The organism is Enterobacter sp. SGAir0187, from assembly GCF_002952735.2.
Taxonomy (GTDB): domain Bacteria; phylum Pseudomonadota; class Gammaproteobacteria; order Enterobacterales; family Enterobacteriaceae; genus Enterobacter; species Enterobacter quasiroggenkampii.
Genome location: NZ_CP025034.2, coordinates 1313809 through 1326501, shown reverse-complemented (window position 1 = coordinate 1326501; position 12693 = coordinate 1313809). Strand labels below are relative to the sequence as shown.

Annotated in this window: 12 protein-coding genes; 6 read left to right on the top strand and 6 right to left on the bottom strand. The window is 58.1% G+C overall.

The genetic code is table 11. From position 1 onward, the window contains the following. Positions 1–36 precede the first annotated feature (36 nt). From CWR52_RS06450 to fepD, 5 genes are all read right to left on the bottom strand, one after another. Positions 37–516, bottom strand: a complete 480-nt coding sequence (locus tag CWR52_RS06450) for an Hcp family type VI secretion system effector (RefSeq protein WP_104949167.1) — start codon at positions 514–516, stop codon at positions 37–39. Positions 517–739: 223 nt separating this feature from the next. Continuing rightward, positions 740–1441, bottom strand: coding sequence for a hypothetical protein (locus CWR52_RS06445; protein WP_104949165.1), 702 nt, complete (start codon positions 1439–1441; stop codon positions 740–742). A gap of 603 nt (positions 1442–2044) precedes the next feature. Continuing rightward, the gene (gene fepC / locus CWR52_RS06440) at positions 2045–2845 is read right to left on the bottom strand and encodes an iron-enterobactin ABC transporter ATP-binding protein (protein WP_104949164.1); all 801 of its coding nucleotides are present in this window, start codon (positions 2843–2845) and stop codon (positions 2045–2047) included. After that, positions 2842–3834 (bottom strand): iron-enterobactin ABC transporter permease, encoded by a 993-nt coding sequence (gene fepG / locus CWR52_RS06435; RefSeq protein ID WP_104949163.1) that lies wholly within the window; start codon positions 3832–3834, stop codon positions 2842–2844. Before fepG ends, fepC begins: the two co-directional genes overlap by 4 nt. Continuing rightward, entirely contained in the window at positions 3831–4835 is a 1005-nt protein-coding gene (fepD, locus tag CWR52_RS06430; RefSeq protein WP_104949162.1) for a Fe(3+)-siderophore ABC transporter permease, read from the bottom strand. Before fepD ends, fepG begins: the two co-directional genes overlap by 4 nt. A 108-nt stretch (positions 4836–4943) precedes the next feature. On the opposite strand from fepD, the gene entS reads away from it, so the two are divergent. After that, on the top strand, positions 4944–6191 hold the full coding sequence (gene entS / locus CWR52_RS06425; RefSeq protein ID WP_104949161.1) for an enterobactin transporter EntS: 1248 nt from the start codon (positions 4944–4946) through the stop codon (positions 6189–6191). Positions 6192–6237: 46 nt separating this feature from the next. Here entS and fepB read toward each other — a convergent pair whose 3' ends face one another. After that, a complete protein-coding gene (gene fepB, locus CWR52_RS06420) occupies positions 6238–7197 on the bottom strand; it encodes a Fe2+-enterobactin ABC transporter substrate-binding protein (protein WP_104949160.1) in 960 nt (319 codons plus the stop codon). 188 nt (positions 7198–7385) lie between these two features. Between fepB and entC the strand changes: the two genes are divergently transcribed. Genes entC through entH form a run of 5 tightly spaced genes read left to right on the top strand, consistent with a single transcriptional unit; the run spans position 7386 to position 12212 of the window. Beyond that, the gene (gene entC, locus CWR52_RS06415) at positions 7386–8561 is read left to right on the top strand and encodes an isochorismate synthase EntC (protein ID WP_104949159.1); all 1176 of its coding nucleotides are present in this window, start codon (positions 7386–7388) and stop codon (positions 8559–8561) included. A 9-nt stretch (positions 8562–8570) separates the two neighbouring features. Then, positions 8571–10181: a (2,3-dihydroxybenzoyl)adenylate synthase EntE gene (gene entE / locus CWR52_RS06410; RefSeq protein ID WP_104949158.1), complete on the top strand. Its 1611-nt coding sequence runs from the start codon at positions 8571–8573 to the stop codon at positions 10179–10181. A gap of 10 nt (positions 10182–10191) precedes the next feature. Beyond that, positions 10192–11046, top strand: coding sequence for an isochorismatase (locus CWR52_RS06405; RefSeq protein WP_104949157.1), 855 nt, complete (start codon positions 10192–10194; stop codon positions 11044–11046). Positions 11047–11051: 5 nt separating this feature from the next. Then, complete coding sequence (gene entA, locus CWR52_RS06400; protein ID WP_104950896.1) at positions 11052–11798, top strand: 2,3-dihydro-2,3-dihydroxybenzoate dehydrogenase EntA; 747 nt, start codon at positions 11052–11054, stop codon at positions 11796–11798. Then, a complete protein-coding gene (gene entH / locus CWR52_RS06395; RefSeq protein WP_104949156.1) occupies positions 11799–12212 on the top strand; it encodes a proofreading thioesterase EntH in 414 nt (137 codons plus the stop codon). The last annotated feature ends 481 nt before the right edge of the window (positions 12213–12693 follow it).

The window sequence follows — 12693 nt, the reverse complement described above, 5'->3', positions numbered from 1 at the left end:
AGTAAAACAGAAAAGGGACTCTTGCGAGTCCCTTTTTTATGCTACAGCCCGTTCATTCCATGAATCTTTGAACATTATATTTCCATCACAATATTTCCATTCTATAGATTCATAACGAATCTCAACTTCTTCCATATGGTGACCTGCTACACCAAGAGGAAATAATACTGGGGAAATTCTTGTTATCTTTACATTTTCCAGTTTTATATTGAAGTATTCTATTTCTATTCCGGCCTCATTAATCTTATACATCTTGATTAATGCTTCTTTAAATGTTTTCCCCTGGCATACACCTCTGAATAAATAGGGCGTAATGCGATCTATTTCCTTTTCAAATGTGATCGGGACATGAAGACGTGTTCCAGTAAGTTTCCCTGTGTTGTGATCCGTAGGAATCCATATCGAGTGATTTAATGATTTAAGCTCTGTGGAACCTAATCGCGTTGGCATTAAGCATTCACCCACTAAAGGAGAACCATTTTCATCGGTGAACCAAATATGTGCTGGTATAGACATTTTTATCCTTTGTCCTTAAAACGGAAAGCAATTACGAATATAATTATAAAGATCCCTGGGATCAATTTACCGGTTATATTAATATCATCAATATTGGCTACCACTACCCCACACAACAAAGCAGTAAATATAAATACTCCGTACCAATAAATATCATCGATACAATCTTGTATAAAACTATTGAAGAATTGCTTTAAAAAATCCAATATTGGTTTTAACATGATCACATCATTCTTTTAAGCGCATTAGTAATTTCATCATCGGATGCTGTGCTTATGTTTAAATATCCAGCCTTCATAATTATTGGTTCTATAAGAAAATACATCATCTCAAGTTTTTCGACATAAAGTGCATGATAAAATTGTGGCATAAAATGTTTTAATCTGTTGGCGCTTTCAGAAGCTTTGTAGACGATACCATATAAATTCAATGCGGTAATTGGAATACCAGCCCTACCTCCTATTTTTTTCATGAAAGCTGCTTCTACTGATGCATTCATCTTGTTTCCATAACAGATGTAAGAAGTAACGGTATAGATTATGGCGGATTTTGAAAGGTTTTTTATGGCAATGTTTTTTGTAAACGGCGTTAATTTTTCAAGAAGTGTTTTTTTTTCAACTTCATTTTTGTTTTTGAGAATCGTTTCAATATAAATCTTAATCATTCTGAAAATCAAATCTCTGTGTTTAACTAGCTTGCCCAATCCCTGTATAAATCTAACATCTTCATCAATTAATCGGGTGCATACATCATGATAGTTTTTTGTTAAACATGATGAGTAATATGAAAGGCGTGTTGTGGCATCACCAAGATTACTTAAATATTCAATTACACCATCTTTGACACCTATCATAGCCTTATCCAATCTTACGGCTAGTTCTTTGTCAGTTCCTATTTTTTCAATGATATCTTTGCTGTAATACATTCTATGTTCCCATTATTTGATACATTGATGATCCTATACATGGTGTTTTAAACAAAGTGATCACCGTCTCAATATTGGAAAATAGCCAAAAAATGACGCCTTATGTATTATCTTGATAGATAGGTGACCTTAAATCATTAATATGATGAATGTGCTATTCGATGGGTGTTTCTTTATTATTTCCTTCTTCTTGCTTTCTTATTTAAAAAGGGCTTCCAGCCTCTTCTGGTTGTAATTGTATCATCATTGTGAATAATCAATATATCATGTAAGGCGTGATGTTAAATTCTGTCGAGAAATTTTATTTTGTGATTTTGATCTCCTCTGTAAGAGTTTTGACCATCTTTTTGACATCGCGGCGGGAGAATATCAATATTATTTTTCGCAGTGGCTTCTAATATTATCTAACGGCAAATAACAGGGCACGCTTGCATAGTGTGCTATGTAAGCGGCGGTATTTGGAGGAAGATTATCAAGGTTTGAGCTGTAAACTTAATTTGCATTATTCACATCCTTTACAAAATAAGTGCATGCTTATTCGCAGTTTAAGTTCAATTATTTTAGCTCTTTCTCCGTGGGAGAGGGTAGGGACGACGGCAGTCGTCAAACCGCACGTTTCCCAAGCGGCACCACCAGCGGTGTGCCCGCCACCGGATCGTCAATAATCATGCAGCGCATGCCGTAGATCTGCGCGATCAGCTCCGGCGTGACAATCTCTTTCGGCGCGCCCTGCGCCACAATCTCCCCGTCTCGCAAGGCAATCAGGTGCGTGGCGTAGCGGCACGCCTGGTTTAAATCGTGCAGCACCGCCGCCAGGGTGTACCCCTGCGTGCGGTTCAGCTCGCTCAGCAGCTCCAGCAGGTCAATCTGATGGCTGATATCCAGCCAGGTCGTCGGCTCGTCCAGCAGCATGATGGACGTTTCCTGCGCCAGCACCATCGCAATCCACGCCCGCTGGCGCTGTCCGCCGGAAAGGGTATCGACGCTTTGTTGGGCGAGATCGGTAATCCCCGTCGCCTGCATCGCGCGACTGACCGCCTCGTCGTCCTCCTTGCGCCAGCGGGTGAACAGCGGCTGGTGCGGGTAGCGCCCGCGGGAGACCAGCTCCTGCACGGTTATATCCCCCGGCGTGGTGGCGTTTTGCGCCAGCAGCCCGATGCGCCTGGCCACCTCTTTGCTGGCGAAGCGCTGGATCTGCTCCCCGTCGAGGAACACGCTGCCCTCAGCCGGCGTCATCAGGCGGCTCAGCGTGCGCAGCAGGGTCGATTTGCCGCAGCCGTTCGGCCCGATGATTGCCGTAAAATGACCGTCCGGAATGGCAACGGATAAATCACGGGCAATAATTTTTTTGCCGTAACCGAGGGTGAGATTTTCGCCGCGCAAGCGGGTGGTTGAATCTGTCATTTCTTGCGAGACTCCTGAACGAGCAAGACGATAAGGTAAATGCCGCCGAGGCTGACGGTCACCACGCCCACCGGCAGTTGATAAGGCATAAACAGCCGCTGGGCGCAGAGATCGGCGGCCAGCAGTAATACTGCGCCGCACAGTGCCGCCTGGGTTAAGCCCCATCGCGCCGTCCCGCTAAGACGGCGGGCGATGTGCGGCGCCACGAGGGCGATAAACGAGATCGGCCCGGCAATCGCGGTAGAGGAGGCGGTCAGCAGTACGGCGACCAGCATCAGCATCAGGCGCGAGCGCTCTACGCTCACGCCCAGCGCGCAGGCGCTGTCGTCACCCATCTCCAGCAGGCGCATACGGCGCACCAGCAGCAGCGCGCCGATAAACATCAGGATAATCAGCGGCGCGGCGGGCCAGGTTTTGCCCCACGTCAGGCCGTTGAGCGACCCGGCGTACCACAGCCCGGCGGAAAGCGCCGTTTCCAGCGAGGCCTGCAGTAAAAGCCAGGTGTTAAAGGCCATCAGCATGGCGCGGATGCCGATCCCGATGATGATCAGGCGGAAGGTGTCGATACCGTTGCGCCAGGCCAGCGCCCAGATCAGTAATGACGTCAGAATGCCGCCCGCCATCGCCGTAAAGGTAATGGCCGTCAGGTGCTGACCAAACAGCACCATCGCCACCAGCACGCCGCTCCAGGCCCCCGTGTTGAGGCCCATCACGTCCGGGCTGCCGAGTGGGTTGCGCATCAGCGACTGGAAAATCGCGCCGCTGACGCCGAGCGCCGCGCCCACCAGAATGGCCATCGCCACGCGCGGCAGTCGCCATTCGGTGACCACCATGGTGATGTTACGCGGCGCGCTGCCGAGCAGGGCGTCAAACACCTGGGTGAAATCAAGCGTCACCGCGCCGCTTCGCAGGCTCCACGTTGCCAGCAGAAGAATGGCGATAACCAGCTGGGAGACGCAGGCGACTAAACGCCGGGAGGGAGCCATCATGCCCCACCTCCGCGTCTGCGTCGTACCAGGAAGATCAGCACCGGCGCACCGATAAAGGCGCTGACCACCGAGACGCGCAGCTCGCCCGGCACCAGCAGGCGGCCCAGCACGTCGGCAAACAGCAGCAGGGCAGGCGTCGCCAGCAGCGTGACCGGCAGCGACCAGCGGTGATCCGCCCCCACCAGCCAGCGCGCCATATGGGGCATCATCAGGCCGATAAAGGCAATCGGGCCGACCACGGCGGTCGCGCTGCCGCACAGAATCGTGATGGCCAGCAGTCCCGTCAACTGCGTGCGCGCTACCCGGTTGCCGAGGGCGGTGGCGGTGTCGCTGCCGAGGCTCAGGCTGTTGAGCGACCGGCTTAAAAACAGCGCCACGGCGGCAGCGATAATGACCGGGATCGCCACCACTTTAAGCGAGTCCAGGGTGCGGATATCCAGCGAGCCGGCCTGCCAGAAGCGCAGCTGGTCGTAAACGTCCGGGTTGAGCAGGGCGATGCCGTTGGATAAGCCTTCCAGCACCGCGGCAAGCGCCACGCCCGCCAGCGTCAGGCGTACCGGGCTCAGCTGTCCGCCGCCCTGGCTGCCGGTAAACGCGACCACCAGCGAGGCGGCCAGCGCGCCGCAAAAGGCCATCACCAGCTGTTCAGAGGGCGATGTCAACCCGAACAGCGCCGCGCCGAGCACGATGGCAAAGCTGGCACCGGAGTTCACGCCGAGAATGCCGGGGTCCGCCAGCGGGTTACGGGTGAGGGTTTGCATCAACGCACCGGCAAGACCGAGCGCGCCACCGGCCAGCAGTCCGGCAAGGGTGCGGGGCAGGCGGGCGTCGAGCACGATGACGCAGTCGGCGCTCTGACAGGTGCCGGAGAGCGCATCAACGATAACGGAGGCGGGCAGCGGCTTCGCGCCGACCAGCAGGCTGAGCGCAATCGCCAGGCTCAATAGCAGCAATAAAACGGGCACGGCAATGGCGCGCACCGAAGAAGAGGAAAACGACATAGCAACATCCATGATTTGATAATGATAGTGATTATCGTTATCTATCTTATTTGGCTATGTTAGCATGTGCGCCCATGGAATGGGTAGAATTACACTCAAGGCTTTGTCATGAATCAAAAATCCTGGCTGCTCAACCTCAGCCTGCTCAAAACGCACCCGGCGTATCGCGCCGTCTTTATCGCTCGTTTTATCTCCATTTTATCCCTCGGCCTGCTCGGCGTGGCCGTACCGGTCCAGATCCAGACTATGACGCACTCCAGCTGGCTGGTGGGGTTATCGGTGACGTTAACAGGCGGGGCGATGTTCATCGGCCTGATGGTCGGTGGCGTGCTGGCGGACCGCTACGAGCGTAAAAAGCTGATCCTGCTGGCACGCGGCACCTGCGGCGTGGGCTTTATCGGGCTGTGTCTGAACGCCATGCTGCCAGAGCCGTCGCTGATGGCCATATATGCCCTCGGGCTGTGGGACGGTTTCTTTGCCTCCTTAGGCGTGACGGCGCTGCTGGCGGCGACGCCCGCGCTGGTCGGGCGAGAAAATCTGATGCAGGCGGGGGCAATCACCATGCTCACCGTACGCCTCGGCTCGGTGATTTCACCGATGGTCGGCGGCCTGCTGCTGGCAACCGGCAACGTGGCGTGGAACTACGGCCTGGCCGCAGCGGGGACCTTTATCACCACGCTGACGCTGCTGCGCCTGCCGCTGCTGCCACCCCCGCCGCAGCCGCGCGAGCATCCGCTGACATCACTGATGGCCGCTATTCGTTTTCTGTTCAGTAACCCGCTGATTGGCGGCATTGCGCTGCCTGGCGGCCTGCTGACCATGGCGAGCGCCGTGCGCGTGCTGTATCCCGCGTTAGCGGGAGAGTGGCGGATGAGCGCCTCGGAGATTGGCCTGCTGTACGCCGCGATTCCGCTCGGCGCGGCCTGCGGGGCGCTGACCAGCGGCAACCTGGCGCAGAGCGCGCGACCGGGGTTGATTATGCTGCTTGCTACGCTGGCCTCGTTTATCGCCATTGGCTTCTTTAGCCTGATGCCGGTCTGGGCGCTGGGGGTGATGTGTCTGGTGATCTTTGGCTGGCTGAGCGCCATCAGCTCGCTCTTGCAGTACACCCTGATCCAGACCCAGACGCCGGAAGGAATGCTCGGGCGTATTAACGGCCTGTGGACCGCGCAGAACGTCACGGGCGATGCCATTGGCGCGGCGATCCTCGGCGGGCTGGGGGCAATAATGACCCCGGCGGCGTCCGCGAGCAGCAGCGGGTTTGTGTTAGCGATGATTGGCGTGATTTTGTTAGTGGCGTTGGTGGAATTGCGGCGGTTCAGGCAGGAGAGTGTGTTGAACGACGGTGCGGCCTGATGCCCTCACCCCGGCCCTCTCCCACGGGGAGAGGGAGGGAAAAAGCCTACTTAAACAACGTATTCAATCTGTCTAACACCAACATCGCGCTGTAATAATCCAGGCGGAACGTCTCCGTTCCTAACGCCCAAACCCGTTTGTTTTTCACCGACGGCAGATGCGCCAGCAGCGGGTTGGCGTAAATCGCCTTCACGTCTTTCTCATCACCGGCAAATACAAACAGCCCTTCGCCATTCAGCCCCGTCGCCAGGTTTTCACCGCCCAACTGGATAATGTCGTGGCGTTTGCCCTGGCTTTTAGAGGTGTGCAGCCCGGCGGGCAGGTCCGCCAGCGTAAAGCCCAGCTGGTGCAGCAGCTTGCCCTGCGCTGATTCCGCGGTCCACAGGTTGGCACTGTGCGCGGCGGCGGTGTAGACGATGGCGTTCACCGGCTGCGTCGGCAGCTTCATCTGCTGTTTCACCTGCGCGAGCTGTTTATCAAACGCGGCAATGCGCTCTTCGGCCTGTTTTTCCTGCCCGGTGATGGTGCCCAGTTGCGTCAGTAGTGCCTGCCAGCTCTTGTCGTCGTAGTTGATGATAAGCGTCGGCGCGATGGCGGAGAGCTGATCGTACAGCGCCAGTGCGGAATCCCCGCCAGTAGCGCTGATCAAAATCAGGTCAGGCATTTGCGCGGCCACCGCTTCAGCGCTCGGCTCGCCGATATACAGTCGGGCAACCTTGCGCTGCTTCGCGATATCGCCCCACTGGCGCAGGAAACCCTGTCCATCCGCCACGCGGTTGTTCGGCGTGGTCGCGCCGCTGGCGACGACCGGTGCGTCAATGGCCAGCAGGGAGCCGGTTAAGGTCACGCTGGTGGAGACAATGCGCGTCGGTTTGTGCTCAAGGGTATGTACCCCGCGGCTGTCAGTCACCTGACGCGGCCAGTCGGCGGCAGCGGCTGAGGTAAGTCCTAAAACAAAAAGTGATAATAAAAGCAGAGGATTACGGAAAACGGCAGGGAGTTTCACAGCGCGGGATCCTGTTTTTGTTGAAGATAATGCTTCTCATTTTCATAGTTGCCGCAACGGGATGCAAGCTTTTGTCGCACAAGTTATTTGCCCGACGGTTGACAGCGAAGCGATGTGGGATTAGGTTAGCCGACGAAAATATAAATGATAATCATTATTGCTTCTTTTATCATTTTGAGGAGGATGATATGGATACGTCCCTGGCTGAGGAAGTTCAGCACGCCGCAACCACGCTCGAATCAGACCGTTTTTTCTTTATGTCGCCTTACCGCAGCTTTACCACGTCCGGCTGCTTTGCCCGCTTCAGTGAACCCGCCGTCGGCGGTGACGATCCGGCGGGGCACTTCCAGCAAAAATTAGCCCAGGCCTTCCGCACGGCAAAAGCCAGCGGTATTGCTCACCCGGTGATGGTGGGGGCGATCCCGTTCGACACCCGCAAGCCCTCGTCGCTGTTTATTCCGCAACGCTGGGAGACCTTTTCCCGTCCCGCACGTCAGCAGTCCGCACGTTATTTTTCCGGCGCGCAAGCGCTGAAGGTGGCACAACGCACCGAGATCCCGCCACAGCCCGTCTTCGAAGAGATGGTCGCTCGCGCCGCGTCGCTGACCGCCACGCCGCAGGTGAACAAGGTGGTGCTGTCGCGCCTGATTGATATCGCGACCGACAAACGCATGGACAGTGGTGCCCTGATGGAGCGCCTGATCGCCCAGAACCCGGCTAGCTTCAACTTCCACGTGCCGCTGGAAGACGGCGGCGTGCTGCTGGGCGCCAGCCCGGAGCTGCTGCTGCGCAAAGAGGGGGCGCACTTTAGCTCGCTGCCGCTGGCAGGCTCTGCGCGCCGTCAGCCGGACGATGTGCTGGATCGCGAAGCGGGCAATAAGCTGCTGGCCTCCGAAAAGGACCGCCACGAGCACGACCTGGTGACTCAGGCGATGAAGGCCATTCTGGCACCGCGCTGCCACCATCTCAGCATGCCGGATTCTCCTCAGTTGATTACCACGCCGACGCTGTGGCATCTGGCGACGCCGGTGGAAGGCGAGGCGCGTGAAAACGAGAACGCCCTGACCCTGGCCTGCCTGCTGCACCCGACCCCGGCGCTGAGCGGCTTCCCGCATCAGGCGGCGAAAGAGCTGATTGCCGAGCTGGAGCCGTTCGACCGCGAGCTGTTTGGCGGCATCGTTGGCTGGTGCGACAGCGAAGGCAACGGCGAGTGGGTGGTGACCATCCGCTGCGCGCGTCTTCGTGAAAATACCGTTCGCCTGTTTGCCGGTGCGGGCATTGTGCCTGCCTCCTCCCCGGTGGGCGAGTGGCGCGAGACGGGCGTAAAGCTCTCCACCATGCTCAACGTGTTTGGTTTGCACTAAGGAAGACTCATGACCATTCCCTTTACTCGCTGGCCTGAGGCATTTGCCCGCCGCTACCGTGAAAAAGGCTACTGGCAGGATCTGCCGTTGACCCACATCCTGACGGATCGGGCGGACAGCGATGCGGTGGCGATTATCGATGGCGATCGCCACATTACCTACCGCGCGCTGAATCAGGCCGTAAACAACCTGGCCTCAGCTCTTCAGGCGCGTGGGCTGCAGCGTGGCGAGACGGCGCTGGTGCAGCTTGGCAACGTGGCCGAGTTCTACATGACCTTCTTCGCGCTGCTGCAAATCGGCGTGGCGCCGGTCAACGCGCTCTTTAGCCACCAGCGCAGCGAGCTGAACGCCTACGCGGCGCAGATCAACCCCGCCGTGCTGATCGCCGATCGCGACCATGCGCTGTTTGCGGGCGATGATTTTCTTCATGCCTTTGTGGATGAACATCGCTCGGTGCGCGTCGTGCTCCTGCGCGGCGATAAGGGTGACTACGCCCTGGACGCGGCGATTGCGCGTCCGGCGGACAATTTTATCCCTAACCCGACGCCCGCCGACGAAGTGGCGTTCTTCCAGCTCTCTGGCGGCAGCACCGGCACGCCGAAGCTGATCCCGCGGACGCACAACGACTACGACTACAGCATTCGCCGCAGCAACGAGATCTGCGGCATTACTGCGCATACCCGGTATCTGAACGCGCTGCCCGCGGCGCACAACTACGCCATGAGTTCACCGGGATCGTTAGGCGTCTTCACGGCGGGCGGCTGCGTGGTGCTGGCGAACGATCCGAGCGCCACGCTCTGCTTCCCGCTGATTGAACGGCATCAGATTAACGTCACCTCGCTGGTTCCTCCGGCGGTGAGCCTGTGGCTGCAGGCGATTGCCGACGGCGCGGGGAATGCGCAGCTCAAATCCCTCAGGCTGCTGCAGGTGGGTGGCGCACGCCTCTCCGCCACGCTCGCGGCGCGCATTCCGGCGGAAATCGGCTGCCAGCTTCAGCAGGTGTTCGGCATGGCGGAAGGGCTGGTGAACTACACCGCGCTCGACGACGCGCCGGAGCGCATCATCAACACCCAGGGCCGCCCGATGTGCCCGGACGACGAAGTGTGGGTGGCGGACGAGCACGGCAACCCGCTGCCGCGCGGGGAAGTCGGACGCCTGATGACGCGCGGCCCGTACACCTTCCGCGGCTATTTCAACAGCCCGGAACACAACGCCAGCGCCTTCGACGCCGACGGCTTTTACTGCTCCGGGGATCTGATCGCTATTGACGAGCAGGGCTACATCACCGTGCAGGGACGCGAGAAAGATCAGATCAACCGCGGCGGGGAGAAGATTGCCGCTGAAGAGATCGAGAACCTGCTGCTGCGCCATGAGTCGGTGATCCACGCCGCGCTGGTGAGCATGGAGGACAGCCTGCTGGGTGAGAAGAGCTGCGCGTATCTGGTGGTGAAACAGCCCCTGCGCGCGGTGGAGGTGCGTCGCTTCCTGCGCGAGCAGGGCGTCGCCGAATTCAAGCTGCCGGACCGCGTGGAGAGCGTGGATGCGCTCCCGCTGACGCCGGTCGGCAAAGTCGATAAGAAAAAGTTGCGCCTGTGGCTTGCTGAACGCGCCCGGGGCTGAGGAACAGAGTATGGCCATTCCAAAATTAACCGCTTACGCGCTGCCAACCGCCGCAGAGTTGCCGACCAACAAGGTGAACTGGGCGTTTGAGCCCGAGCGCGCGGCGCTGCTGATCCACGATATGCAGGAGTATTTCCTGAACTTCTGGGGCGAAAATAGCGACATGATGCAGCAGGTAGTGGCGAACATCGCCAGACTGCGCGCGTACTGCAAAGAGCACAATATTCCGGTGTACTACACCGCGCAGCCGAAAGAGCAGAGTGATGAAGACCGCGCCCTGCTGAACGACATGTGGGGGCCGGGCCTGACCCGCTCGCCGGAGCAGCAGCGCATTGTCCGTGAACTCACCCCGGACGAAGCGGACACGGTGCTGGTGAAGTGGCGCTACAGCGCGTTTCACCGCTCGCCGCTGGAGCAGATGCTGAAAGAGACGGGCCGCAACCAGCTGCTGATTACCGGCGTGTACGCCCACATCGGCTGCATGACCACCGCCACCGACGCCTTTATGCGCGACATCAAGCCGTTCTTTATCGCCGACGCGCTGGCGGATTTCACCCGCGACGAGCACCTGATGTCGCTGAATTACGTGGCCGGACGCTCGGGCCGTGTGGTGATGACCGACGAGCTGCTGCCGTCCGTTCCGGCAACGAAAGCCGCGCTGCGTGAGCTTGTTCTGCCGCTGCTGGATGAGTCCGACGAGCCGATGGATGACGAAAACCTGATCGACTACGGCCTGGACTCGGTACGCATGATGGCGCTGGCCGCCCGCTGGCGCAAAGTACACGGCGATATCGACTTCGTGATGCTGGCAAAAAATCCAACAATCGACGCCTGGTGGGCGCTGCTTTCCCGCGAGGTGAAGTGATGGGATTGGATTTCACCGGTAAAACCGTCTGGGTGACGGGCGCGGGGAAGGGGATTGGCTACGCGACCGCACTGGCATTTGCCGAAGCCGGCGCGCAGGTGACCGGGTTCGATTTGGCCTTCCCTCAGGATCACTATCCGTTTGCCACCGAAACGCTGGACGTGGCGGATGCCGCACAGGTGCATGTGGTGTGCGGGCGCGTGCTGGCAACGCTTGAGCGTCTGGACGTGCTGGTCAACGCGGCGGGCATTCTGCGCATGGGGGCGACGGATCAGCTCTCGCAGAAGGACTGGCAGGACACCTTTGCGGTCAATGTTGGCGGCGCGTTCAATCTGTTCCAGCAGACCATGGGACAGTTCCGTCGTCAGCAGGGCGGGGCGATTGTTACCGTGGCGTCAGATGCGGCGCACACGCCGCGCATCGGCATGAGCGCCTATGGCGCATCGAAAGCGGCGCTGAAAAGCCTGGCCCTGACCGTCGGGCTGGAGCTGGCAGGCAGCGGCGTGCGCTGTAATCTGGTGTCGCCGGGCTCAACGGACACCGATATGCAGCGCACCCTGTGGAAAAGCGACGATGCGGAGCAGCAGCGCATTCGCGGCTTCGGCGAGCAGTTTAAGCTCGGTATTCCGCTGGGCAAAATTGCCCGTCCTCAGGAGATAGCTGCGACAGTGCTGTTCCTTGCCTCCGATGCCGCCAGCCATATCACCCTGCAGGATATCGTGGTGGACGGCGGCTCCACGCTGGGGGCGTAAATGATCTGGAAACGTCATTTATCGCTTGAGGAGCTGAACGCCACCAGCGTGAATACCCTGGTGGCGAACCTGGGCATTGTCTATACCCACCTCGGGGATGACACGCTGGAAGCGGAGATGCCGGTGGATGCGCGTACCCATCAGCCGTTTGGCCTGCTCCACGGCGGGGCCTCGGCGGCGCTGGCGGAAACGCTCGGCTCAATGGCCGGATTTCTGATGACCCGCGACGGGCAGAGCGTGGTGGGAACGGAGCTGAACGCCACGCATCATCGGGCGGTATCCCACGGCACGGTTCGTGGCGTGTGTCAGCCGCTGCATCTTGGGCGTTCGAGCCAGAGCTGGGAGATTGGGGTCTTCGACGAGCAGGGGCGGCGGTGCTGTACCTGCCGGTTGAGTACGATGGTGTTGGGTTGATTTTTGCGGTCTGCTGCCCACCCTAACCCTCTCCCACAGGGCTGAGGGATCCCCACAAAATAATACCTGCGCGGACAACCCCCTCTCCCTTGAGGGAGAGGGCTGGGGTGAGGGGGAACATACGGCTGAAGTGGTCATTCCGTTCACGTTATGTTCCTTGCTACTCTGTAAGGACATGGCCGGTGAACGTGCCAGGGCGGCTCAATCGCCACCGCCCTGGCGACCCGGGCTCCCGGCGGTAAATCGCCGCTTCGCGGTGCCTTCGGCTTATTCCTTCCGGCTTGTCGGGGACGGGTGGAGGTAACGTCCCTGTAAAGCCCGCCCTCTCGGCGCATCCATGCGCCTCGCCCCGGCCTACAGGAAACGCCTCAGCGATTTACAGCCGGACCAGGACATCGCTGTAAGTTATTCATTTCTCTGAAGCAATGTTAATAGCTTCAGGAAAAAAATTACTGGGGATCCCTCAGCCCACAGGGAGAGG